At 72.6% G+C, this 22,075-nt stretch carries 23 protein-coding genes and 2 pseudogenes; 13 read left to right on the top strand and 12 right to left on the bottom strand.

The window, feature by feature from the left end:
- Positions 1 to 121 precede the first annotated feature (121 nt).
- Positions 122 to 775, top strand: a complete 654-nt coding sequence (locus ACFYXA_RS12465) for a cysteine hydrolase (RefSeq protein ID WP_352252551.1) — start codon at positions 122 to 124, stop codon at positions 773 to 775.
- On the opposite strand, the gene ACFYXA_RS12460 is transcribed toward ACFYXA_RS12465, so the two are convergent.
- Positions 762 to 1,262: a Rieske (2Fe-2S) protein gene (locus tag ACFYXA_RS12460; RefSeq protein WP_389031455.1), complete on the bottom strand. Its 501-nt coding sequence runs from the start codon at positions 1,260 to 1,262 to the stop codon at positions 762 to 764. The two genes, ACFYXA_RS12465 and ACFYXA_RS12460, sit on opposite strands and share 14 nt — an antisense overlap.
- Before the next feature lie 235 nt (positions 1,263 to 1,497).
- Positions 1,498 to 2,166, bottom strand: a complete 669-nt coding sequence (locus tag ACFYXA_RS12455; RefSeq protein WP_389031452.1) for an alpha/beta fold hydrolase — start codon at positions 2,164 to 2,166, stop codon at positions 1,498 to 1,500.
- A gap of 263 nt (positions 2,167 to 2,429) precedes the next feature.
- On the opposite strand from ACFYXA_RS12455, the pseudogene ACFYXA_RS12450 reads away from it, so the two are divergent.
- Positions 2,430 to 2,672: pseudogene (locus ACFYXA_RS12450) on the top strand (zf-HC2 domain-containing protein); the annotation flags it as partial.
- Between the two features lie 43 nt (positions 2,673 to 2,715).
- Here the strand turns inward: ACFYXA_RS12450 and ACFYXA_RS12445 are convergent.
- The 5 genes from ACFYXA_RS12445 to ACFYXA_RS12425 all read right to left on the bottom strand — a co-directional run bounded on the left by ACFYXA_RS12445 (position 2,716) and on the right by ACFYXA_RS12425 (position 7,456).
- Positions 2,716 to 3,546, bottom strand: a complete 831-nt coding sequence (locus ACFYXA_RS12445; RefSeq protein WP_389031450.1) for a DUF1295 domain-containing protein — start codon at positions 3,544 to 3,546, stop codon at positions 2,716 to 2,718.
- Complete coding sequence (locus ACFYXA_RS12440) at positions 3,543 to 4,832, bottom strand: class I SAM-dependent methyltransferase (RefSeq protein WP_389031447.1); 1,290 nt, start codon at positions 4,830 to 4,832, stop codon at positions 3,543 to 3,545. The genes ACFYXA_RS12445 and ACFYXA_RS12440 overlap by 4 nt, the downstream gene beginning before the upstream one ends.
- A complete protein-coding gene (locus ACFYXA_RS12435; RefSeq protein WP_389031444.1) occupies positions 4,829 to 5,605 on the bottom strand; it encodes a DUF1365 domain-containing protein in 777 nt (258 codons plus the stop codon). Before ACFYXA_RS12435 ends, ACFYXA_RS12440 begins: the two co-directional genes overlap by 4 nt.
- Positions 5,602 to 6,906 carry an NAD(P)/FAD-dependent oxidoreductase gene (locus ACFYXA_RS12430; protein ID WP_389031441.1) on the bottom strand — a complete coding sequence of 435 codons (1,305 nt, stop codon included), beginning with the start codon at positions 6,904 to 6,906 and terminating at the stop codon, positions 5,602 to 5,604. The genes ACFYXA_RS12435 and ACFYXA_RS12430 overlap by 4 nt, the downstream gene beginning before the upstream one ends.
- Before the next feature lie 67 nt (positions 6,907 to 6,973).
- Complete coding sequence (locus ACFYXA_RS12425) at positions 6,974 to 7,456, bottom strand: diadenosine tetraphosphate hydrolase (RefSeq protein ID WP_389031438.1); 483 nt, start codon at positions 7,454 to 7,456, stop codon at positions 6,974 to 6,976.
- A gap of 111 nt (positions 7,457 to 7,567) precedes the next feature.
- Between ACFYXA_RS12425 and ACFYXA_RS12420 the strand changes: the two genes are divergently transcribed.
- The 7 genes from ACFYXA_RS12420 (at position 7,568) to ACFYXA_RS12390 (ending at position 13,538) form a co-directional block, all read left to right on the top strand.
- Entirely contained in the window at positions 7,568 to 8,323 is a 756-nt protein-coding gene (locus tag ACFYXA_RS12420; protein ID WP_389031435.1) for a HipA family kinase, read from the top strand.
- Entirely contained in the window at positions 8,320 to 8,739 is a 420-nt protein-coding gene (locus tag ACFYXA_RS12415) for a DUF3037 domain-containing protein (protein ID WP_352252568.1), read from the top strand. Before ACFYXA_RS12420 ends, ACFYXA_RS12415 begins: the two co-directional genes overlap by 4 nt.
- 103 nt (positions 8,740 to 8,842) lie before the next feature.
- Positions 8,843 to 9,604: a 3-oxoacyl-ACP reductase FabG gene (gene fabG / locus ACFYXA_RS12410; protein WP_130439745.1), complete on the top strand. Its 762-nt coding sequence runs from the start codon at positions 8,843 to 8,845 to the stop codon at positions 9,602 to 9,604.
- 41 nt (positions 9,605 to 9,645) lie between these two features.
- Entirely contained in the window at positions 9,646 to 10,407 is a 762-nt protein-coding gene (locus ACFYXA_RS12405; RefSeq protein ID WP_352252571.1) for an SDR family oxidoreductase, read from the top strand.
- Positions 10,408 to 10,575: 168 nt separating this feature from the next.
- Positions 10,576 to 12,156, top strand: coding sequence for an ABC transporter substrate-binding protein (locus ACFYXA_RS12400; protein WP_352252573.1), 1,581 nt, complete (start codon positions 10,576 to 10,578; stop codon positions 12,154 to 12,156).
- An 80-nt stretch (positions 12,157 to 12,236) separates the two neighbouring features.
- Positions 12,237 to 12,920, top strand: a complete 684-nt coding sequence (gene ung / locus ACFYXA_RS12395; RefSeq protein WP_352252575.1) for a uracil-DNA glycosylase — start codon at positions 12,237 to 12,239, stop codon at positions 12,918 to 12,920.
- Positions 12,921 to 13,130: 210 nt separating this feature from the next.
- Positions 13,131 to 13,538, top strand: a complete 408-nt coding sequence (locus tag ACFYXA_RS12390) for a hypothetical protein (RefSeq protein WP_389031719.1) — start codon at positions 13,131 to 13,133, stop codon at positions 13,536 to 13,538.
- A gap of 23 nt (positions 13,539 to 13,561) precedes the next feature.
- Here ACFYXA_RS12390 and ACFYXA_RS12385 read toward each other — a convergent pair whose 3' ends face one another.
- Both ACFYXA_RS12385 and ACFYXA_RS12380 read right to left on the bottom strand, forming a co-directional pair.
- Positions 13,562 to 14,074, bottom strand: coding sequence for a DinB family protein (locus tag ACFYXA_RS12385; protein WP_352252578.1), 513 nt, complete (start codon positions 14,072 to 14,074; stop codon positions 13,562 to 13,564).
- Positions 14,075 to 14,150: 76 nt separating this feature from the next.
- Complete coding sequence (locus tag ACFYXA_RS12380) at positions 14,151 to 14,744, bottom strand: TetR/AcrR family transcriptional regulator (RefSeq protein WP_389031427.1); 594 nt, start codon at positions 14,742 to 14,744, stop codon at positions 14,151 to 14,153.
- Between the two features lie 95 nt (positions 14,745 to 14,839).
- Between ACFYXA_RS12380 and ACFYXA_RS12375 the strand changes: the two genes are divergently transcribed.
- Positions 14,840 to 16,069, top strand: coding sequence for an FAD-dependent monooxygenase (locus ACFYXA_RS12375; protein WP_389031424.1), 1,230 nt, complete (start codon positions 14,840 to 14,842; stop codon positions 16,067 to 16,069).
- A gap of 10 nt (positions 16,070 to 16,079) precedes the next feature.
- The gene (locus ACFYXA_RS12370; RefSeq protein WP_389031421.1) at positions 16,080 to 16,991 is read left to right on the top strand and encodes a Gfo/Idh/MocA family protein; all 912 of its coding nucleotides are present in this window, start codon (positions 16,080 to 16,082) and stop codon (positions 16,989 to 16,991) included.
- On the opposite strand, the gene lnt is transcribed toward ACFYXA_RS12370, so the two are convergent.
- The gene (gene lnt, locus ACFYXA_RS12365; RefSeq protein WP_352252586.1) at positions 16,909 to 18,477 is read right to left on the bottom strand and encodes an apolipoprotein N-acyltransferase; all 1,569 of its coding nucleotides are present in this window, start codon (positions 18,475 to 18,477) and stop codon (positions 16,909 to 16,911) included. The genes ACFYXA_RS12370 and lnt overlap by 83 nt on opposite strands.
- A gap of 70 nt (positions 18,478 to 18,547) precedes the next feature.
- Complete coding sequence (locus ACFYXA_RS12360) at positions 18,548 to 19,072, bottom strand: nuclear transport factor 2 family protein (protein WP_352252588.1); 525 nt, start codon at positions 19,070 to 19,072, stop codon at positions 18,548 to 18,550.
- A gap of 94 nt (positions 19,073 to 19,166) precedes the next feature.
- On the opposite strand from ACFYXA_RS12360, the gene ACFYXA_RS12355 reads away from it, so the two are divergent.
- Positions 19,167 to 20,282, top strand: a complete 1,116-nt coding sequence (locus tag ACFYXA_RS12355; protein ID WP_352252591.1) for an AI-2E family transporter — start codon at positions 19,167 to 19,169, stop codon at positions 20,280 to 20,282.
- A gap of 37 nt (positions 20,283 to 20,319) precedes the next feature.
- Here the strand turns inward: ACFYXA_RS12355 and ACFYXA_RS12350 are convergent, their stop codons facing one another.
- Complete coding sequence (locus ACFYXA_RS12350; RefSeq protein ID WP_389031416.1) at positions 20,320 to 20,913, bottom strand: DUF4291 domain-containing protein; 594 nt, start codon at positions 20,911 to 20,913, stop codon at positions 20,320 to 20,322.
- 186 nt (positions 20,914 to 21,099) lie between these two features.
- On the opposite strand from ACFYXA_RS12350, the pseudogene ACFYXA_RS12345 reads away from it, so the two are divergent.
- A pseudogene (locus ACFYXA_RS12345) lies at positions 21,100 to 22,019 on the top strand (DUF5829 family protein).
- The last annotated feature ends 56 nt before the right edge of the window (positions 22,020 to 22,075 follow it).

Raw genomic sequence — 22,075 nt, 5'->3', positions numbered from 1 at the left:
CTGACGGCACGTCAAAAAAGGATGCTTCCCCAAAGGATGAGTCTTCTTCCCTGCTCACGCAACGGTGGCTATTCTCACCCGACTTCACCTGACTTCACCCGCCGGCCGCCCCGGAGGAGCCATGCCGTCGTACGGAGCACTCGGTGACCTCCTCGTCCCCGAGCACACCGTCCTGCTGACCGTCGAGTGCCAGCAGGGCGTCGTCGGCCCCACCGCCGCGCTGCCCGAACTCGCCCACGCCGCACGCGAGTCGGGCGCGCTCACGAACGTCGCCCGGCTCGTGGCCGGTGCGCACGCGAGCGGCGTCCAGGTGCTGCACGCCGTCGCCGAACGCCGTCCGGACGGCCGAGGATCCAACCGCAACGCCCGGCTGTTCCGCGCCGCCGAACGCCTCCCGGTGCGGCAGCTCCCCGGTACGGACGCGGTCCGCGTGGCGCCCCCCATCGAGGTCGCCGCGGAGGATCTCGTCGTACGGCGTCTGCACGGGCTGTCGCCGATCCAGGGCACCGACGTCGACGCCCTGCTGCGCAACCTGGGCTGCCGCACCCTGGTCGTCGCCGGCGTCTCGGCCAACGTGGCGATCCCCAACGCCGTGTTCGACGCCGTCAACCGGGGTTACACCGCCGTCGTGCCGGCCGACGCCATCGCGGGGGTGCCTTCGGAGTACACCCCCGCGATGATCCGCCACACCCTCGCGTTGGTCGCCACGGTCGCGACCACGGACGAGGTGCTGGCCTGCTTCGAGCGGGCCGACGGCGGTGTCAGGCCAGGGTGATGGAGTCCCCGCTGACCTTGATCTGCACCTCGGGCAGCGGCTTCGTCGCCGGACCGCTCTTCACGCTGCCGTCCGTGATCGAGAAGTTGCTGTTGTGGCAGGGGCAGTTGATGACGCCGTCGGCGATGCTCTTCACCGCGCAGCCCTGATGGGTGCACACGGACGAGAACGCCTTGAACTGACCCGCGGACGGCTGCACGACGACGACCTTCTTGTCCTCGAAGACCTTTCCGCCGCCCTGCGGGATCTCGGCGGTCGTGGTGAGCGCCGCGCCGCCGCCGGTGCTCGCCGACGAACCGCCGGTCGAACCGGCGGTGCCCGCCGCTCCGGCGGTGCCCGCGCCGGCCGACGAGTTGGACGAACCCGACGCGTCGTCGTCGGAGCCACCGCACGCGGTCAGCGCGACGGCGAGCCCGGCGGCTCCGGCGGCGGCCACCACGGCACGACGGGCGGGTCCGGAAGCGGGATTCAGGGATGCGCTGGTCATGCTGGGGTTTCCCTTCGGGGGACGATCGGTGATCTGCCGAGATGTACGGTCCACGGACGCCCCGTGTTCAGCGCCCTTGCAACTGCGGACCGTGCCAAGAGACTGACCCCGTCGAGGTCAGCGGGGCGTAAGCCAGAGCTGTCCCGCAGCTGTCACCGGTGCGAGGGCGACCAGAGGGGACGCGGACAGCGCCCCTCGCGTCCACGGTCCCGCGGCCCCACGCCCCCTCGTGCGGTCATCCTGCGGACAGCATGTCGGCCACCGTGGACGCCGTCGTACGGTGCCAGGTCCCGCTGTGGCGGAGCATGGCGTGGTCCCCTTCCGGCATCAGTACGGCGTCGGCCCGGGCCCCCGCCGCACGGGCCCGCTCGACGAACGCCAGGGACGCGCCGGGGTCGGTGACCCGGTCCCGGTCCCCGTGGAGCACGACGATCCGCTTGCCCCCGAGATGCTCCACGGGCTCCCCCGGCGGGCACCACGGAGCCAGGGCCAGCACACCCCGTACCTGGAGCGCTGCCGCCGCGCGCAGGGCAGCGCGCCCGCCCATCGAGTGCCCCACCAGCACCACCGGGACGTCCCCCGCGAGCCGGGTCAGTTCGCTCAGCGCCCTGTGGACGTCCTTCATCGTGTCGGCGGCGGAGCCGTTCCACCCCCGCAGCCGGTAGCGCACCTCGCCCAGCAGGACGTCGTCGGGCACCTCCCGGGCGACGGCGCGCACGAAGGGCCTCATACGGACCGCGGCGAGTTGCCAGGGCCGGGAGCGGGCACGGCTGTCGGCCCGGCCGCCGTGCAGGAACAGCACGGCGGCACGCGCCGCGGGCGTGGCCCGGCGTGTCACCAGCGCGGACGCCGGGCCCTGCGCGGTGCCCTCCCCGGCCTGCCGGGTCTGCTCGTGCTCGGTCATCCGTCCTCCTTACAGGTCGTCCCGTCCCCCCGCCCTCCGGCGATCCCGACCGGGGCCCGGCGCGCGGCCGCCCGAGCAGTCTGACGCCGTTCGGTATTTCATGGGAGAGGGACCAATCCGCGACCGCCCCCGTACCGGAATACGTTCGGAGACGTCCCGACCTCGGAGGACCACGTGAGACACGCCGTACACGCCGGCACGCACCCATCGGAGTCACCCGACCTTCGGGGGCTGACGAACCGGGTGGCCCTCGGGGCGACGGCGTGACGTCCGCAGATCTTCACATGCTGACGGGCGCGTACGCCCTCCACGCCCTGCCCGACGACGAACGCGAGGCGTTCGAGCGGCACCTCGCCGAGTGCGGGAGCTGCGCGCGGGAGACCGCCGAGCTGACGGCCATCGCGGCCCGGCTGGGGATCGCGGTGTCCCGGACGCCACGCCCGGCGCTGCGCGAGGAGGTGCTGCGCCGGGTCGCCGCTGTACGACAGCAGACGCCCGGTCCGCCACCCTGAGCCCGGGGCGCGCACCGGCTGAGCGGTGCGCACCGGCTCATCGGCGCGCACCGGTCCTCGGACGGGACACCGTCCTCTTGGGCGGCCGCGGGAAGAACCCACTGGTCCGGGCCGCGTACTCGGCGAAGCCCGGACGGTCCGCCATCCGGCGTTCCAGCAGCCGCTGCCCGCTGCCCTTGGTCAGCAGCAGGCTCATCACCACCGGGGAGACGAGGGAGACGGCGGCCGCCGCGCCCGAGTCGCAGGTGATCAGGTACAGCCCCCACCACACGCAGAAGTCGCCGAAGTAGTTGGGATGGCGCGTGTAGCGCCACAGGCCCCGGTCCATGATCCGGCCCTTGTGCGCCGGATCCGCCTTGAAGCGGGCGAGCTGGGCGTCCCCGACCGCCTCGAAGAACACACCGACCGCCCACAGCAGCGTCCCGGCGACGGCCCACGCCGACATGGGCCCGGTGACGTACTGCGCGGCCTGCACGGGGAGCGACACGAGCCACACCAGCGCGCCCTGGAGCAGGTACACCTTCCGCAGGGCGTACAGGTTCCGGTCGCCGGGCGCCTTGGCGAGCAGGTCGTCGTAGCGGGGGTCCTCGCCGTGCCCGTGCCCCCGCCGGGCGATGTGCACCGCCAGCCGCACGCCCCACACCGCGGTCAGCGCGGTCACCAGGAGCCGCCGGCCCGGGTCGCCGTGGTCGGCGGACGCCACGAAGGTCACCAGCGCGACCGCCGTGAAGGCGAGCCCCCAGGCGCAGTCGACGATCCGGTGGACGCCCTTGCGCACGGCGACCGCGAAGGTGGCCAGCATGACGGCGAGAGCCGCGCCCGCCGCCCAGGCCAGGTTGACGGCGAACGCCGCCCAGGGGAAGGTCATCGGAGGGCCTCCTTGGTCAACAGGTACTGCTGCACGTCGAGGTATCCGGAGCGGAAACCCGCCTCGGAGTAGGCCAGGTAGAAGGTCCACATACGGCGGAACGTGGCGTCGAAGCCGAGCGCGGCCACCTCGTCCGCCCGCTGGGCGAACCGCTCCCGCCACAGCCGCAGCGTCTCGGCGTAGTGCTCGCCGTAGGCGTCGCGGCGGGCCACGCGCAGCGCGGTGTGGTCGCGGACCGTCTCGGCCACCGCCTCCACGGAGGGCAGCAGCCCGCCGGGGAAGACGTACTTCTGGATCCAGGTGAAGGTGTCGCGGGAGGCCAGCATGCGGTCGTGCGGCATGGTGATGGCCTGGAGGGCGACCTTGCCGCCGGGGACCAGCAGGTCGTCCAGCGCGCGGAAGTAGACCGGCCAGAACTCCGCACCCACGGCCTCCACCATCTCGACGCTCACGACGGCGTCGTACGCGCCGCGGGCCTCGCGGTAGTCGCGCAGTTCGACGCCGACCCGGTCGGTGAGACCCGCCGCGGCGACGCGCTCCAGCGCCAGGTCGCGCTGTTCCCGGGACAGGGTGAGCGAGGTGACGTGCGCGCCGCGCGCGGCGGCGCGGATCGCCAGTTCCCCCCAGCCGGTGCCGATCTCCAGCAGCCGTGTCCCCTCGCGCACGCCCGCCAGGTCGAGCAGCCGGTCGATCTTGCGGTGCTGGGCGGCGGGCAGCAGGTCCCAGGCGGCGGGGAAGCCGTCGAAGAGGGCCGCCGAGTAGGTGAGGGTGCCGTCCAGGAAGAGGGCGAAGAGGTCGTTGGACAGGTCGTAGTGGCGGCTGATGTTGTCGCGGGCCCCACCGGGGGTGTTGCGCTCGGAGTCCGGCCGGCGCGGCGCCCACAGACCGCGCAGCCGTTGCAGGGGGCGGGGGATCAGCCCGGCCGCGTTCCCGGCGAGCACCGTGAGGACGGCGACGAGGTCGGGCGCGTCCCACTCGCCGGCCATGTACGACTCGCCGAAGCCGACCAGGCCCTGGCTGCCGATCCGGGCGTGGAAGGCCTTCGGGTCGCGGACGTCCATGACCGGGCCGCCCGCGCCGATCGAGGAGCCGTCCGGGAAGCGCACGTGCAGGGGCAGATCGCCGAGGGCACGGCGTACGACGGCCGCGGTGACCGCCGTCCGGGCCCACGAGGCGTCAGGCGGCACGGCCACGTCGGGCCAGCGCGTCCGGTCGACGGCGAAGTCGCGCGGGCGCGCGGTCACGGTCCGCCCCGCGTGGGCGGGTCGGGGGTCGGCGGTCCTCATGCGGCGTTCTCCGGGTTCTCGCGGCGGTCTCGCTGGTCGGGATCGGTGTCTTCGAGTGCGGATACGGGTGCGGGGCGGGGCTGCACCGGCAGTCCCCGCAGGTACAGGCGGACGCCGTGCAGCCGGATGGCGGCCGACACGGCGAGCGTCGACCAGGGCCGGCGCACCGCCAGACGCAGCACGGCGCCCGCGGACACCTCGCGCCGCACCCCGCGCACGGTGGCGGTGAAGGGCCTGCCGCCCTCCCGCTCCAGGTGCACGGTCAGGTCGAGCCGGTCCTGCGGGCGGGGCAGACGCATGCGGTAGCGGCCGTCGACCGGGAAGAAGGGGGAGACGTAGAACTCCTTGTCGGCGAGGGCCGTCCCCGAGACGTCCGGGCGCAGCAGATAACAGTGGCGCCCGCCGTAGGTGTTGTGGACCTCGGCGACCACACAGCGTGCGGAACCGTCGGGGCCGTGGCACCAGTACAGGGTGAGCGGGTTGAACACATGGCCGAGCACGCGCGCGTGGGTGAGCATGACGACCGGGCCGCCGTCGAGGCGCACCCCGCGGGAGGCGAGGAACGCGTCCAGCCCGGCGCGCAGGGAGGGTTGGTCGCCGGTGAAGTGGTCGCGTGGGTCGAAGCGCGCCAACGGCCTGATCAGGCGGGGGAGTCGGGGCGGGTGGTCGGGGTCGATCAGCCACATGTAGGTGCGGTGGCGCAGCGCGTGGCGCAGGGGCGCGGAGCGCACGTGGGTGATCGTGCACGGGTACAGGGCGGACGCGAAGCTCACCACCGCACCCCCAGTGCCGCGGCGGCGGTCACGCCGGAGCGGCAGCCGTCCTCGTGGAAGCCCCAGCCGTGGTAGGCGCCCGCGAACGCGGTGACGGAGCTGTTCAGTTTGGGCAGCCGCTGCTGCGCGGCGACCGACTCGGGCGTGTAGACGGGGTGTTCGTACACCATGCGGGCGAGCACCCGCTGCGGGTCCACCCGGTCCTGCGCGCCCAGGGAGACCACGTAGCGTTCGGGCGCGTCGAGCCGTTGCAGGCGGTTCATGTCGTAGCTGACCCGCACCCGGTCGGCGCCCGCCTCGCAGGACGGCATCAGGTAGTTCCACGAGGCGCGGGCGCCCCGGGCGCGGGGCAGCACAGCGGTGTCGGTGTGCAGGAGCGTCGTGTTGCGCGAGTAGCGGAACGCGCCGAGCACGTCCTTCTCCAGCGGGGTGGCGTCGGCCAGCAGGCTCAGCGCCTGGTCGGGGTGGGTGGCGACCACCACGGCGTCGTACGACTCCGTGACGCCGGCGTGGGTGGTGACGTCGACGCCGTCGGGGCGCCGCCGTACGGCCCGGACCGGCGTCGCCGTGCGCACCGCGTCCAGCCGGTCCGCCACCCGCTCGACATAGGCGCGTGAGCCGCCCGTGACGGTGCGCCAGGTCGGGGAGCCGCTCACGGAGAGCATCCCGTGGTGCTCCAGGAAGCGGAACAGGTAGGCGGCCGGGTAGCGTTGGGCGGTGGCGGCGTCGCAGGACCAGACCGCCGACACGACCGGAGTTATGAAGTGGGCGCGGAAATAAGGGGAGAAGCCCTGCCGGTCGAGGAACTCGCCCACTGTCGTGGCGCTTTGGTCCGGCCGGGCGAGGTGCCTGCGGGCCGCCCGGTGGAAGGCGGGGACCTCGGCGAGCATCCGCAGATACGCGCCGCGCAGGGCGTTGCCCGGACGGGCGAACAGACCCGCGGGGCCGCGGGCGCCCGCGTACTCCAGACCGCACCCCTCACATCGCACCGACATGCTCATCTCCGACTCCTGGGTGGCGACGCCGAGTTCGCCGAACAGGTGCAGGAGCTTGGGGTAGGTGCGGCGGTTGTGCACGATGAAGCCGGAGTCGACGTGCCGCCGTGTGCCGTCCCGCGAGGTCAGCTCGTGCGTGTGGGCGTGACCGCCGAGCCGGCCGTCGGCCTCGTACAGCGTGACGTGGTGGGCGCGGGCGAGGACGTACGCGGCGGTCAGGCCGGCGACCCCGCTGCCGACGACGGCCGTGCGCCGCCGCCCCCGCCGGACGTCACCGTCCGACGCGTCCCGTGACTCCCCTGACATCGCTGCTCCCTCCGGCCGGCCGCACACTCCCTCTCGGGTGTATTCCGGACCTGGGGGGCGTTCGGATTCAGCCGGTCGGCGAAGTCAGCCGGTCGAGTTCGCCGCCGATCGCCTCGCGCAGCGCGTCGTGCCGCGGGCCGAGCCTGAACCGCTCGTCATTCCACCGCTCACGCGGGTAGAGCCACACCGGAGCACCCACGAGACCGTCCGGCTCCCAGTCGAACCGCGGCCAGACATGCGCGTGCAGGAACGGGTCCGTGTTCCCGAGGATCTCCAGGTTGACCCGCCTGAAGGCCGGATCCAGCCGCCGGCAGGCGAGCTCCACGGCCTCACCGAGCCGCTCCATGTCCGACAGGAACGACAGCCGCTTCGGCCTCGGCAGGTCCGAGAGCCGCTGCACTCCCGGTTCGTCCACGAGCAGAACCGAGTAGCCCGGCAGGAACTGGACGTCCCCGATCACCGCGAACCCCGCCGACAGCCGCCGCAGCACGGTCGGATTCTCCCCGCGCAGCGCGGCCCCGATGCGGTCCTTGCGCCAGTCACCGTCCATGGCGGGAAACCTACATCGCGGTCCGCGACGCCCCCCGGCCGGTCACGCTCGGTTACTATGCTCATTCGACTCCGGACGCCGGAGGCCACATGGGTGGGGAGCCTGAGGGACATGCTGAGAGAGGTCACCGCGACCCGCTACATCACGCCGTTGCGTGAGGGCGGCTCGCTGCCGGGGCTCGTCGAGACCGACGACCACGGGACCTACGTCATCAAGTTCCGCGGCGCCGGCCAGGGCCGCAAGACGCTCGTCGCGGAGGTCGTCTGCGGCGAACTCGCCCGCCGGCTGGGCCTGCGCGTCCCCCCGCTGGCCGCCGTCACCCTCGACTCGGTGCTCGGACTCGGCGAACCCGACCAGCAGGTACAGGAGTTGCTGCGCTCCAGCGGCGGCGCCAACCTCGGCATGGAGTTCCTCTCCGGGGCCCTCGGCTTCGATCCGCTCGCCTTCCCGGTGAGCCGCGAGGAGGCGGGCCGGATCGTCTGGTTCGACGCGCTGACCAACAACGTCGACCGCTCCTGGCGCAACCCCAACCTGCTGTTCCACCGCGGCGAACTGTGGCTCATCGACCACGGCGCCACCATGATCTGGCACCACAACTGGCCCTCCGCCGAGGCGTCCGCGGCCCGCCCCTACGACGCCTCCGACCACGCGCTCACCGCCTTCCGGCCGGATGTCGCCGCCGCGGCCGCCGAACTCGCCCCGCGCGTCACCGCCGGACTGCTCGCCGAGGTCACCGCCGAGATCCCCGACGCCTGGCTCGCCGGCGAGCCCGGCTTCGACTCCCCGGACGCGCTCCGCGACGCCTACGCGGCGCCCCTGCTCGCGCGCGCCGCCGTCATCCACGAACGCATCAAGGGGACCGAGTGAGCGACGACCGCCACTTCATCAGGCCCGGCCAGGCGAGCGACCGGGACGTCTACGAGTACGCCCTGCTGCGCGTCGTCCCCCGCGTGGAGCGCGGCGAGTGCATCAACGCCGGGGTGCTCCTCTACTGCCGCGCCCGGTCCTACGTCGGCGCGCTCACCCACCTCGACGAGGCGCGGCTGCTGGCCCTCGACCCTGGTGCCGACGTGGCCGGCGTCCGGGCCGCGCTGCGCGCCGTGGAAGGCGTCTGCGCCGGCGGCGAGGCGGCGGGGCAGGCGGCGGGCGACGACCCGGGGCGGCGCTTCCGCTGGCTGATCGCGCCCCGCTCGACGGTCGTCCAGCCGGGCCCCGTGCACACCGGGCTCACCGCCGACCCGGTGGCCGAGACCGAACGGTTGCTGAACCTGCTCGTCAGGTAATGGATCACACGCACGCGGATGCCGTTGACACCGCGTGCCAGGGCTTCTAGCGTCACGTCGTACTGAAGGTACTAAGCGGTCGCTCACCCGAGGAGTAGCAGCAATGTCCACCACTGAGCAGCGGGTCGCAGTAGTCACCGGCGCGGCGCGCGGCATCGGCGCGGCCACCGCCGTCCGGCTGGCCGCCGAGGGTCGCGCCGTCGCGGTGATCGACCTCGACGAGGCCGCCTGCAAGGACACCGTCGAGAAGATCACCGCCGCGGGCGGCAAGGCCGTCGCGATCGGCGCCGACGTCTCCGACGAGGCCCAGGTCGAGGCCGCCGTCGCCCGTGTGGTCGAGGAGCTCGGCGCCCCGACGATCCTCGTCAACAACGCGGGCGTGCTCCGCGACAACCTGCTGTTCAAGATGAGCGTCTCCGACTGGGACACCGTCCTCGGAGTGCACCTGCGCGGCTCGTTCCTGATGACCAAGGCCGTCCAGAAGCACATGGTCGACGCCGGCTTCGGCCGGGTCGTCAACCTGTCCTCGTCCTCGGCGCTCGGCAACCGCGGCCAGGCCAACTACTCCGCCGCCAAGGCCGGTCTGCAGGGCTTCACCAAGACCCTCGCCATCGAGCTGGGCAAGTTCGGCATCACCGCGAACGCGGTCGCCCCCGGCTTCATCGCCACCGACATGACCGCGGCGACCGCCGCCCGCGTCGGCATGGGCTTCGAGGAGTTCAAGGCCGCCGCCGCCACCCAGATCCCCGTGGCCCGCGTCGGCGAGCCCGACGACATCGCCAACGCGATCGCCTTCTTCACGAACGAGGCCGCGGGCTTCGTCTCCGGCCAGGTGCTGTACGTCGCCGGCGGACCGCTCGACTAAGAGGGCCACTGAGGCCACCAGAAAGCACTGGGGATCACGAAATGACTGAACTGCCCGCACTCTCCGGCCAGGTCGCCCTCGTCACGGGCGCCAGCCGCGGCATCGGCTACGGCGTCGCCGAGGCCCTCGTCGCCCGCGGCGACCGCGTCTGCATCACCGGACGCAACGAGGACGCGCTCAAGGAAGCCGTCGACAGGCTCGGCCCGGACCGGGTCATCGGCGTCGCCGGCAAGGCCCACGACGTGGACCACCAGGCCGCCGCCGTCGAACGCACCATGGAGGCCTTCGGCCGCGTCGACCATCTCGTCAACAACGCCGGCACCAACCCGGTCTTCGGCCCGATCGCCGACCTCGACCTGGACGTGGCGCGCAAGGTCTTCGAGACCAACGTGGTCTCCGCCCTCGGCTTCGCCCAGCGCACCTGGCACGCCTGGCAGAAGGACAACGGCGGCACGATCGTCAACATCGCCTCCGTTGCCGGTCTTTCGGCCTCGCCCTTCATCGGCGCGTACGGCGTCAGCAAGGCCGCGATGATCAACCTGACCGTGCAGCTGGCGCACGAGTTCGCGCCGAAGGTACGGGTCAACGCGATCGCCCCGGCCGTGGTGAAGACCAAGTTCGCCCAGGCCCTGTACGAGGGCCGCGAGGCGGAGGCGGCCGCCGCCTACCCGCTGGCCCGGCTCGGCGTGCCCTCCGACATCGGAGGCACCACCGCGTTCCTCACCTCCGAGCAGTCCGCCTGGATCACCGGCCAGACCCTCGTCGTCGACGGAGGCATCTTCCTCAACGCCGGCGTCGGCTGACCCGCACCGCGCGTCCGGGCGCCCTCGCGGCGCCCGGGCCGCCGCGCGCACCCTGACAACGTCGTCATCGCCGGCCTCATCAGAACCACCCCACCTCCGCCGCCCACGCGGCGGAGGCCTGCGGTATGGTCTGCCAACCCTTGGCATGGCAGATCGAGGAGCGTGCGCGTGTTCAACCGGAACCGATCCTTGCAGCGATTCGCGGCGATCGTGTCCATATCCCTGGTGGCCGGATGCAGTCTCCTGGGAGAGGAAAGCTCCGACGACGCGGGACCGATCGTCGTGGGCACCACCAGTGCCCCCAGCACACTGGACCCCGCCGCCGCCTGGGACGGCTCCTGGGAGCTGTTCCGCAACGTCTACCAGACGTTGCTCGCCTACCCCTACGGCGCGACCACGCCCCAGCCCGACGCCGCCAAGAGCTGCAGCTTCACCGACGCCTCCAGCCGCACCTACCGCTGCGAACTGCGCGAGGGCCTCACCTTCTCCAACGGCGACAAGCTCGACGCGAAGGCCGTCAAGCACTCGATCGACCGGATCAAGGCCATCAACGCCCCCACCGGCCCCGCCGGTCTGCTGGGCAGCCTCGACCGGGTCACCGTCAGCGGCGACAACGTCATCGTCTTCGAGCTCAACAAGGCCGACGCCACCTTCCCGTTCGTGCTCGCCACCCCGGCCGGCTCGATCGTCGACCCCGACGACTACCCCGCGAACGCCCTGCGCAAGGAGGACGGCATCGTCGGCTCCGGGCCGTACCGGCTGGAGGGCTACGAAGGCGGAAGACAGGCCGAACTCGTCCGCAACGACAGCTACAAGGGCTACGCCGAGCTCAAGAACGACGCGGTGAACATCCGCTACTTCCAGGACTCCGGCGACATGGTGGCGGCCCTGCGCAAGAAGCAGATCGACATCACCTACCAGGGGCTCGCCGCCGACGACATCGTCGCCCTGGAGGGCGAGGGCGACAAGGGCGACCTCCAGCTCGTCGAGGGCGCCGCCAGCAACATCAACTACCTGGTGTTCAACCCCAAGGACGAGTGGGCCGACCGGCTGCCGGTGCGCCGGGCCGTCGCCCAGGTCATCGACCGGCCCGCCATCGCCCACAAGGTCTACAAGGACACCGTGGACCCGCTGTACTCCATGGTCCCCAAGGGCCTGACCGGCCACACGACCGGCTTCTTCGACGACTTCGGCAAGCCCGACGCGGCCAAGGCCCGGCGGATCCTGGCGGACGCCGACATCAGCACGCCCGTCCCGCTCACCCTCTGGTACACCACCGACCGCTACGGCTCCGACACCGCCCTGGAGTTCAAGGAGATCAAGGCGCAGCTGGAGGCCTCCGGACTGTTCCGCATCACCCTCAAGAGCCGCCCCTGGAACACCTACGTCCTCGGCTACCAGAAGGGCGAGTACCCCGTCTTCGGCCGCGGCTGGTCCCCGGACTTCCCCGACGCGGACAACTTCATCGCCCCGTTCGTCGGCGAGCAGAACGCCCTCGGCACGCCGTACCCGGAGAAGGAGATCACCCAGGTGCTGCTGCCGCGGTCCCGCCAGTCCAGCGACCGCGCCAACGTGGTCAAGGACTTCGAGAGGGCGCAGCAGATTCTCGTCGACGAGGCCCGGCTGCTCCCGCTCTGGCAGGGCAAGCAGTACCTCGCGGCGAACGTGGACATCTCAGGCGGCGAACGGTCCCTGGACCCCTCGACGATCATGATGGTGGGCGAGCTGTACCGCAAGACCAGCTGGTGAGCGCACCGGCCGGCCGCCTTGTCAGTGGTCGCCTGTAGGTTCTGAGGCCTGGAAGCGACCGCACAACGGAGGACGTTGACGTGACCGACATCGCCATGCTGCCCGAGTCCTGGCGCGCAGTGCTGGGCGACGAGCTTCAGCAGCCCTACTTCAAGGAGCTGACGGAGTTCGTCGAGGAGGAGCGAGCGAAGGGCCCCGTCTACCCTCCGCGCGAGGAGGTCTTCGCCGCGCTCGACGCGACGCCGTACGACCGGGTGAAGGTGCTGGTCCTCGGTCAGGACCCCTACCACGGCGAGGGCCAGGGGCACGGCCTGTGCTTCTCGGTGCGGCCGGGCGTCAGGATCCCCCCGTCGCTGCGCAACATCTACAAGGAGATGCACGAGGAGCTGGGCACGCCGATCCCCGACAACGGCTACCTGATGCCGTGGGCGGAGCAGGGCGTGCTGCTGCTCAACGCGGTCCTCACCGTCCGCTCCGGCGAGGCGAACTCCCACAAGGGCAAGGGCTGGGAGAAGTTCACCGACGCGGTGATCCGCGCCGTGGCCGGCCGGCCCGACCCGGCCGTCTTCGTCCTGTGGGGCAACTACGCGCAGAAGAAGCTGCCGTTGATCGACGAGAGCCGGCACATCGTGGTCAAGGGCGCGCACCCCTCCCCGCTGTCGGCGAAGAAGTTCTTCGGCTCCCGCCCGTTCACCCAGATCAACGAGGCGGTGGCCCGGCAGGGTCACGAGCCGATCGACTGGACCGTCCCGAACCTCGGCTGACCGCCGCCGGGCCGGTTCCACCCGGCCCGGCCCGGTGCCGCCTGACCGGTATTGCCGCCGCAGACGGCTAGATTCGTCGCGTCGTGGAGCAGGCGGACGGTCGCACCGGCCCCGACGTCCTCGCAACAGGTCCAGGGAGGCGCGGTGGCGGAGCATCGACAGGGGCAGGCGACGCCGGACGCCGTGCTCACACGGATCGGCCAGGTCGTGATGCTGCACCACGGGGGAGACCGCGAGGAGGCCAGGCGCCGCCTCCTCGACCTGTGGACCGAACTCGGCGACGGCGGCGACCCCCTGCACCGCTGCACGCTCGCCCACTACCTGGCCGACACCCAGGACGACCCCTTCGACGAACTCGCCTGGGACCTGCGGGCGCTGACGGCGGCGGAGGACCAGGACGCCTCGGTGGAGGTGCGGGCGCTGTTCCCCTCCCTGCACCTCAACCTGGCGGCGGACTACGCCAGGCTGGGCCGCTCCGAGGCCGCCCGCAGCCACCTCCGCCGGGCCCGCCGCACCGCCGGCGTCCTCGGCGACGACAGCTACGGCGACGGCGTGCGCGCGGCGATCAGCCGCATGGAACTGCGCCTGGGCGAGGGCGCCTCGGACGACCTTCTCTAGAGCGTCTTTCGAAAGGCCCCCGGTCAGTCGCCGGTCGCGCCGTCGATGCGCTCGCGCAGCAGGTCGGCGTGACCGTTGTGCCGGGCGTACTCCTCGATCATGTGCGTGTAGATCCAGCGCAGGTTGAACGGCTCGCCGCTGTGCCGGCTCTTCCCGCGTGAGAGGTCGTCCAGCTCGAAGCCGGCCGCGTTGCGCCGGGCGATCTCGATCTCGGCCTGCCAGGTGGCGTGGGCCTCCTCCCAGCCGTCCTCCTCGGTGAGATGGAAGTCGCCGTCGCGGTCCTCGTCGGTGAAGTAGATCGGCTCGGCGTCCTCACCCACGAGCACCTTGCGGAACCAGCCGCGCTCCACCTCCGCCATGTGCCGCACCAGCCCCAGCAGGGACAGCTCGGACGGCGGCGCGGAAGCGGTGCGCAACTGGGCGTCGGTGAGCCCCTCGCACTTCCAGGCCAGGGTCTGCCGGTGGTACTCCAACCAGCCTTCCAGCATGGTGCGTTCGTCGGCGTTCTGGGCGGGTTCGGTGCGCTGCGTCGTCATGACTTCATGATCGCCCAGCCGGCCCCCGACCACCATGCCTTTTCAGCCGCCGCACTCACCCTCGCGCCCTTTCCCCTCAGTCGCCCAGCATCCCCGCCAGCAGCTCCGACAACCCTGCCCGCACCTCCTCAGGGCTCGGGATCCGCGCCCCGAACGACCCGGCCACGCAGGAGAACATCAGCCCGTCCGCCCAGGCGACCAGCGACAGCACATGCCGCTCGGGGGACGTCGAGCCCAGCGCCGTGACGAGGGCGGCGAGCTGCTCCCGGAAGCGGGCCCCCGCCGCGTCGAAATGGACCCGCAGCTCAGGGCGGCGCGTGGCCTCCAAGGCCAGTTCGTAGCGGGCCAGCGTCAGCTCCCGGTCGCGGGTGAGCGCCCGATGGGTCGCCAGCGCGAGCGCGTCCACCACGGGGAGCCGGCCGGCCCGCGGATCCGGCAGCTCGTGCAGGGCGAGCGTCCGGGCCTCACGGTGGGCGAGCCGGCGTACCGCCAGCTCCAGCAACGCCTGGCGGGTGCGGGCGACATTGGAGGTGGAGCCCTGGGGGAGCCCGGCCGCCTCGTCGACGGCCCGATGGGTGAGGCCGCGCGTGCCGCGCTCGGCGAGCAGAGCGAGGGCGGTGTCGGCGACGAGTTCGGCGCGCGAGGCGTCTGGGGCGGGACGTACGGACATGAAGGCCAACCTACCTCGCTCACTACACCCGTAGTACAGTCGAGGCGTGGGCGCACTACGGGTGTAGTGCGCAGGGGTCGAGCCCAGGAGGAGTCATGGCGCACAGCCAGGAGCGGCCGAGGCGGGCGGTCGTCATCGGAGGCGGCATCGGCGGTCTCACCGCCGCCGCGGCCCTGCACCGCGGCGGCTGGCGGGTCACCGTCCTGGAACGGGCCCCCTCCCTCGCCCCCGTCGGCGCCGCCATCTCCCTCGCCCCCAACGCCCTGCACGCCCTCGACGTCATCGGCGTCGGCGACCGGATCCGCGACCTCGCCGCCTGGCAGGGCGACGGAGGGCTGCGCGCCCCCAGCGGGCGCTGGCTCTCCCGCTCCGACGCGGACGCGGCGGCCGCCCGCTTCGGCGGCCCCCTGGTCCTGCTGCACCGCGCCACGCTCATCGACACCCTCGCCGCCCTGCTCCCGGCGGACGCCGTCCGCACCGGCACGCCCGGCACCCTCGCCGATCCCGGCGACAGGGGCCGCTCCGGCCGCCCCGCCCGCGTGACCACTCCCGACGGCGATCTGGAAGCCGACCTGGTGGTCGCCGCCGACGGCATCCACTCCGCCGTACGCCGCGCCCTCTTCCCCGGCCACCCCGGCCCCGTCTACTCCGGATTCACCACCTGGCGGGTGGTGATCCCCGTGCCCGGCGCACGGTTCGCCTCGCACGAGACCTGGGGGAGGGGCCGCATCTGGGGCACCCACCCCCTCAAGGACGGCCGCGTCTACGCCTACGCCGCCGCCATGACCCCCGCCGGCGGACACGCGCCCGACGACGAGAAGGCCGAACTCCTGCGCCTCTTCGGCGACTGGCACCAGCCGGTGCCCGCCGTCCTGGCGGCCGCAGGCCCCGAGGACGTCCTGCGCCACGACGTCCACCACCTGGCGCGGCCGCTGCCCGCTCACCACCGCGGCCGGGTCGCCCTCCTCGGCGACGCCGCGCACGCGATGCCGCCGACGCTCGGCCAGGGCGGCAACCAGGCCGTCGAGGACGCGATCGTCCTCGCCCATCACGGCGACGACCTCGCCGCCTACACGGCCGCCCGGCTGCCCCGGACGACGAGGATCAGCCGCCAGGCCGTGCGGATCGCCCGCCTCAACATGGCGCGCGGCCGCGCGGTGACGGCCGTCCGCGACGGCGTGCTCGTCGTGGCGTCGAAGGCCGCCCCCGGCCTCGTACTGCGCGGCTTCGACGGGATCGCCGACTGGCGGCCCCCGCAGGCACCGTATGCTGCCGTGCAGGCAGGCACGGACGAGCAGGACACGCAGGGCGCGGACGAGCAGTGAAGGAGTCCCCGTGAAGGTCGGCTGCATCGGGCTCGGTGACATCGCGCGCAAGGCCTACCTGCCGGTGCTCGGCACACTGCCGGGGATCGAACTCCACCTCCAGACCCGGACCCCGGCCACCCTGGAGCAGGTCGCCGACACCCTGCGACTTCCCGCCGGACACCGGCACCGGGACCTCGACGGGCTCCTCGCCCAGGGCCTCGACGCCGCCTTCGTGCACGCGCCGACCGCCGTCCACCCCGAGATCGTCGCCCGGCTGCTGGACGCGGGCGTCCCCACTTACGTCGACAAGCCGCTGGCGTACGAACTGGCCGACTCCGAGCGGCTCGTGACCCTCGCGGAAGAGCGCGGCACGAGCCTCGCCGTCGGCTTCAACCGGCGCTACGCCCCAGGCTACGCGCAGTGCGCCGACCATCCGCGCGAGCTGATCATCCTGCAGAAGAACCGGGCCGGACTGCCCGAGGAACCGCGCACGATGATCCTCGACGACTTCATCCACGTCGTCGACACGCTCCGCTTCCTCGTGCCGGGGCCGGTCGACGACGTGACCGTGCGGGCCCGCGTCCGGGACGGCCTGCTGCACCACGTCGTCCTCCAGCTCGCCGGCGACGGCTTCACCGCGCTCGGGGTGATGAACCGGCTCAGCGGGTCCAACGAGGAGATCCTGGAGGTGTCCGGGCAGGACACCAAGCGGCAGGTCGTCAACCTCGCCGAGGTGATCGACCACAAGGGCCAGCCGACCCTGCGCCGGCGCGGCGACTGGGTGCCCGTCGCCCGGCAGCGCGGCATCGAACAGGCCGCGCTGGCCTTCCTCGACGCCGTCCGCGCCGGCAAGGTGCTCAGCGCCCGGGACGCACTGGCGACTCACGAACTGTGCGAACGGGTGGTGCGAGCGGTGCGGGAGACTTCCGGCGCCGCCTGACCGCCCGGGTCCCCTCCCAGGCGGCCGCAGCCGCGAGGACCAGCAGCGCCGCGTGGGCCGGCCAGTCGCCGAAGCGGACGTACGGGGTGACACCGTCGGTGAGCGGCACCTCGTGGACGGCCGTCGAACTCGCGTCCGTCCCCAGCCACGACCCCGTCGGCCGGCCGCTCGCGTCGTACACGGCGGACACGCCCGTCAGCGTCGCGTGAACGAACGGCCGCCCGGTCTCCGCGGCGCGCAGGGCGCCCAGCGAAGCGTGCTGCGCGGGCGCCCAGCTCTCCTGGAACGTCGACGTCGACGACTGGGCGACCAGGACGTCCGAGCCGTCCCCGGCCAGATGACGGCTCATGTCGGGGAACGCCGTCTCGAAGCACACCATCGGCCCGATCCGCAGCCCCCGCCCCGCGTCCATCACGACCTGCTTCGAGCCCCGCCTACGGTCCTCACCGGCGGCCTTGCCCACCGAGGAAGCCCAGCCGAGCAGCGAACGGGCCGGGATGTACTCCCCGAACGGCACCAGCCGCATCTTGTCGTACCGGTCGCCGGTCGGGCCGTCCGGGCCGATCAGGAGCGAGCTCTTGTAGATGCCGGGCACGTCCGAGCGGCGGGCGTCCACGTTGACCAGGATGTCCGCGCCGGTCGCACGGGCCAGCACCGCCAGCCGGCGTGCCAGATCGGGCCGGTCGTCGAGGTCGTAGCCGACGCTGCTCTCACCCCAGACCACCAGGTCCACGTCCTGCCCGGCGAGCCCCCGCGTCAGCTGTTCCTCCCGGTCGAAGCGGCGGTCCGGGCCGTCGATCACACCCGGCTGCACCACGGCGATCCGGGCCACCCGCCCGGTGGCGTCCGGCCGCGGCGACCACACCCACGCGGCCGATGCCGCGGCGGCCGTCGCCGCGAGCCCCGCCACGGCGGGCAGCCGGTGCGCCGGCACCGCGACGAGCACGGCCACCGCCACGTTCACCGCCACCACCAGGAAACTGAGCAGCCACACCCCGCCCACGGACGCCAGCCGCAACGCGGGCTCCACCTGCCACTGACTCGACCCGAGCACGCCCCACGGCCCACCGAGCGCCTGCCAGGACCGGACCAGCTCCACGGCGAGCCAGCCCGAGGGCAGCACGGCGAGCGCGGCCGCAGCCCGCCCCCGCGAGGGCGCACCGCCGAGGAACCGGCGCACCAGCCAGCCCCACGGCGCCCACAACGCACCGAGCAGCGCGGCCAGCACGAAGATGAAGACGTGCAGGAACGGCAGCAGCCACAGATGCATGGCCAGCATGAACCCGAAGCCGCCGCACCAGCCGTCGTACGCCGCCCGTTTCCCCGTCGGGGCCGACCGGACGAGCAGCAGCAGCGGGACCAGCGCGAACCACGCCCACCACCACAGGGCGGGCGCCGGGAACGCCGGCACGGGCAGCGCGCCGGCCAGCGCCGCGAGAGCGGAACGCCGCCAGGGGGAGGTGAGCCAGGGACCGAACGTCTTCATACGGCACCTCCCTACCCACTGACGGCTCCAGTGTGCGCGCCCCGGACGATCTCCGACCAGATGGCGTCGGTCACTCCCGGGGCGTCGGGCCCGGCCGGCCCCCGGACGGCCGCGGAGCGCGGCGCCACTTCTCCGCCACGACCACCTCGCGCAACCGCCAGCCGTCGTCCGTCCGCAGCAGGGCGAAGGAGTAGCGGCCGCCGCAGACGAAGTCGGGCGGCCCGGCCGAGGCATCGGAACCCGTCTCGTCGAAGCGGGCGGTGTCCCCCGCCAGCCGCATGGGATTGAGGTAGTCGGCCAGGACGTGCGCCGTGTCGCCCCGGTCCCGCTCCAGGACCCCGAAGCGGAGACGGCGGTTCACGATCAGGTGCTGCCGCATGGAGAACAGCCGCATGCTCTCCGCGAGCCACACGGCCACCTTCCCGGCGTCCCCCTCGATCCCGCCGGCGGAACGGTAGTCCGCCCGGCCGTCCGAGGTGAACAACTCCCGGTACGCCGCCCAGTCCCCGTCGTCGACCGCGACCGCGTACTCCGTGATCAACCCGTCGACGGCCAGCCGGTCCATCACGGTGGCGAGCTCCACACGCTGCGTCATGACCCGAGTGTTGGGCATGGACCTCGCGGAGCCAAGGGCCCTGCGCGGGATGGCCCTTGGCACGGCCGCACACGGCTGCACATAGGGTGACCCCATGCCTGCCACCCTGAGCCCCACGAAGACGCGCGCCGCGCTCCGCGCGTCCGCGCGCATATCCGTCGACCTGCTGCTGGTCCTCGTGATGCTCGCGGTCGCCCTGTGGCTGCTCGGACGGACCTGGTCCGTGGTGTGGCCGCTCGTCGTCGGCCTGCTCCTGACGACGCTGACCTGGCCGCCGACCCGCTTCCTGCGCCGGCGCGGCTGGCCGCCCGCCCTGGCCGCGGCCACTGTGACGGTGCTGTTCCTGCTGGTCGCCGTGGGCGTCGTGGCGCTGATCGCGGTGCCGGTGGCGTCGCAGTCCGGCGACCTGACCGACGGTGTGGTGGAAGGCATGCAGAGGCTGCGCGAGTGGGCGGCCGGACCGCCGTTGAACATCGACGACGCCCAGATCACCAAGGGTCTCGACAGCGCGGTCGCCCGGGCCCAGGACGGAATGGGCAGCGCGGTCACCGCCGTCGTCACCGGGGTGAGCACCGTCGTCAACGGGGTCATCACGGCCGTGCTGGCGCTGTTCCTGATGTTCTTCTTCCTCAAGGACGGCCCGCGCTTCCTGCCGTGGCTGGCCCGTCAGCTCCCCGGCCGGCTCGCCACCGACGTCCCGACCGTGGCCGAGCGCAGTTGGGACACCCTGGGCGCGTTCGTGCGCTCCCAGGCGGTCGTCGGACTGCTGGACGCCGTCCTCATCGGCCTCGGCCTGTGGATCCTCAAGGTGCCGCTGGTGCTGCCGCTGGCGGTGCTGACCTTCGTCTCGGCGTTCGTGCCCATCGTGGGCGCGCTGTTCGCCGGCTTCGTCGCGGTGCTCATCGCACTGGTCTCCAACGGCCTGACGGACGCGCTGATCGTGCTGGCGATCATCGTCGTGGTGCAGCAGCTGGAGGGCAACGTCTTCCAGCCGATGATCCAGAGCCGCGGCCTCGGCCTCCACGCCGCGGTGGTCCTCCTCGCGGTGACGCTGGGCGGCAGTCTGGCCGGCATCGTGGGCAGCTTCCTCGCGGTACCGGTCGCCGCACTGGTCGCGGTGGCCTGGAACTACGTCCGTGAACAACTCACGGATCCTCCGCAGGAGCCGGAGCCCGACGCGTCGCCCGAGGGCGCCATCGTCCCGTCGTGACGTCCGCCGCCTGCCGGGCGGGTGCCGTGCGCGCTGCTCAGGGCCGCAGGTGGGCGAGCAGTTCGTCACCGGCGGGGTAGGGCCGCTCCCGGGGGAGCAACTCCCGCGCGGCATCCTGCTCGCCGCGGCCGACGAGTGCGCGGATCTCCCGGGCGAGCGGAGTCACATCGCTGATGGACACGGTCCACTCGTCGGCGTAGCGCGCCGACGCCTCGCCGGAGAGCCCGAGTTGCAGCGAACGGTACGACAGGGGACGTGAGTTCAGGTCGCGCTCGGGATCCCACTGGACACGGGTCGGCGCCCGCTTGAGTTCCCGCTGCCAAGCCTCGCGATCGGGGTACAGGGAGCGAACGTAGCTCGACAGACAGGCGTGGCGCAGCGCCCAGTCGAAACCGGCGCGAGTGATCTCGACGGCGAGAACGGTCTCCTGCCCGGCACTGGTGCCCCAGCCGGAGCGGTACATCATCCACAGGAAGCTGGGCTTGATCCACGTCATGCGGTTCCGCCGCCACGTGGAGGGGAAGCGGCCGTGGCGGACGGCGGGCACTCCGATCGCGGGGTCGTAGGCCTGGTAGACGGTGATCGTGGACGCCGTGTGGAGCGCGCGGATCTCTTGGTGCGGGTGTTCCATGACGCACAGTTTTCGGCCCCGACGGCTCGGCGGGCCACCGATTTTCGATCACGCTGCGGCCCGTGGCCCGTGCGGCCCGTGGCCCGTGCGGCTCGAACGAACGCTCGCCTCGCTCTCCGAAAAGAACCACAAGCACGGCCTGCCCGCCCTACGATCACTCGCATGCTGATTCGCCGGACATTACGGATGATCGTCGTGCTCGCGGTGGCCCTCTCCGGAGCGATCGGGGGCGGCGCGGGGACGGCACAGGCCGAGGAGCAGAGTACCTCGCAAGAACGGCAGTTGTTGTTCTACAACCACTCCTACGGTGTCCTCGACCGGGAGACCGCCGACGCCATCGAACCTCCGCGTACCTGCGGGACTTCGCCAACTTCCAGGTCCGCACCACGAGCGGCGCGGACGGACAGACCTGGACCGGCCGCTACCTGATGGGCCGTGAGACCTATCTGGAGTTGCTCGGAGTCGGCGACATCGCCGGTCAGGACGGCACCCTCGGCTCCGCCGGGCTCGGCCTGTCGACCGAGCGGGCGGGAGACATGGCTACGGTCACCGAGCGGCTGAAGGGCGAGGGGGTCCCCCGACCCGTCACCTTCCTCCAGACCCGGGACTTCGGTGACGGTGTGCCCGTGCCGTGGTTCGACGCCGTCCTCACCACCACCGCGTACGACGCCTTCGGGGCCTGGGCGATGGAGTACCGGCCGGAGTACTTCGCCGACCCCCGCGGCAACACCGAGCCGGCGGGCTTCCCCGGTGACGTCGGCAGGGAGCGCTACCTCTCGGACGACTACCGCACCCATCTGATGCGTGACGTGACCGCCGTGCACCTCGCGGTCACCGCGGGCGACCTGGCCGACACCGTGCCGCTGCTGCGGGCCGGCGGGTTCGCCGTCCGGAGCCTGCCGGGCGGGGGCGTCGTCGCGGAGCACGGCGGCACCACGATCCGCCTCGACGTCGTCCCGCGCGCACAAGCGGGGCTGCGGCGGGTCGACATGTCCCTCAACGGCCCCGCGAAGACCCGGCACGTGGAGCAGCTCGGCCACTCCACCCTGACCGTCGGCCCCGGCAGCCACGCCGTCTGGACGTTCGCCCCCAACGGCGTTCGCTAGGCCCTCTCGGCCGGGGTGGGCCAGGGGCCGCCGTTCGGATCAGCCGAGGCGGCCCT

Origin of the sequence: Streptomyces sp. NPDC002566 (genome assembly GCF_042889585.1) — a bacterium.
Classification (GTDB): Bacteria; Actinomycetota; Actinomycetes; order Streptomycetales; family Streptomycetaceae; genus Streptomyces.
Note: the sequence above shows the minus strand (reverse complement) of the source record. Positions and strands in the feature narration are given on the sequence as shown.

Excerpts from the sequence above, each read along its gene's own strand:
- ACFYXA_RS12465 (WP_352252551.1), top strand. The coding sequence starts at position 122 with ATGCCGTCGTACGGAGCACTCGGTGACCTCCTCGTCCCCGAGCACACC.
- ACFYXA_RS12460 (WP_389031455.1), bottom strand. The coding sequence starts at position 1,262 with ATGACCAGCGCATCCCTGAATCCCGCTTCCGGACCCGCCCGTCGTGCC.
- ACFYXA_RS12455 (WP_389031452.1), bottom strand. The coding sequence starts at position 2,166 with ATGACCGAGCACGAGCAGACCCGGCAGGCCGGGGAGGGCACCGCGCAG.
- ACFYXA_RS12445 (WP_389031450.1), bottom strand. The coding sequence starts at position 3,546 with ATGACCTTCCCCTGGGCGGCGTTCGCCGTCAACCTGGCCTGGGCGGCG.
- ACFYXA_RS12440 (WP_389031447.1), bottom strand. The coding sequence starts at position 4,832 with ATGAGGACCGCCGACCCCCGACCCGCCCACGCGGGGCGGACCGTGACC.
- ACFYXA_RS12430 (WP_389031441.1), bottom strand. The coding sequence starts at position 6,906 with ATGTCAGGGGAGTCACGGGACGCGTCGGACGGTGACGTCCGGCGGGGG.
- ACFYXA_RS12425 (WP_389031438.1), bottom strand. The coding sequence starts at position 7,456 with ATGGACGGTGACTGGCGCAAGGACCGCATCGGGGCCGCGCTGCGCGGG.
- ACFYXA_RS12420 (WP_389031435.1), top strand. The coding sequence starts at position 7,568 with ATGCTGAGAGAGGTCACCGCGACCCGCTACATCACGCCGTTGCGTGAG.
- fabG (WP_130439745.1), top strand. The coding sequence starts at position 8,843 with ATGTCCACCACTGAGCAGCGGGTCGCAGTAGTCACCGGCGCGGCGCGC.
- ACFYXA_RS12405 (WP_352252571.1), top strand. The coding sequence starts at position 9,646 with ATGACTGAACTGCCCGCACTCTCCGGCCAGGTCGCCCTCGTCACGGGC.
- ACFYXA_RS12390 (WP_389031719.1), top strand. The coding sequence starts at position 13,131 with ATGCTGCACCACGGGGGAGACCGCGAGGAGGCCAGGCGCCGCCTCCTC.
- ACFYXA_RS12385 (WP_352252578.1), bottom strand. The coding sequence starts at position 14,074 with ATGACGACGCAGCGCACCGAACCCGCCCAGAACGCCGACGAACGCACC.
- ACFYXA_RS12380 (WP_389031427.1), bottom strand. The coding sequence starts at position 14,744 with ATGTCCGTACGTCCCGCCCCAGACGCCTCGCGCGCCGAACTCGTCGCC.
- ACFYXA_RS12375 (WP_389031424.1), top strand. The coding sequence starts at position 14,840 with ATGGCGCACAGCCAGGAGCGGCCGAGGCGGGCGGTCGTCATCGGAGGC.
- lnt (WP_352252586.1), bottom strand. The coding sequence starts at position 18,477 with ATGAAGACGTTCGGTCCCTGGCTCACCTCCCCCTGGCGGCGTTCCGCT.
- ACFYXA_RS12360 (WP_352252588.1), bottom strand. The coding sequence starts at position 19,072 with ATGACGCAGCGTGTGGAGCTCGCCACCGTGATGGACCGGCTGGCCGTC.
- ACFYXA_RS12355 (WP_352252591.1), top strand. The coding sequence starts at position 19,167 with ATGCCTGCCACCCTGAGCCCCACGAAGACGCGCGCCGCGCTCCGCGCG.
- ACFYXA_RS12350 (WP_389031416.1), bottom strand. The coding sequence starts at position 20,913 with ATGGAACACCCGCACCAAGAGATCCGCGCGCTCCACACGGCGTCCACG.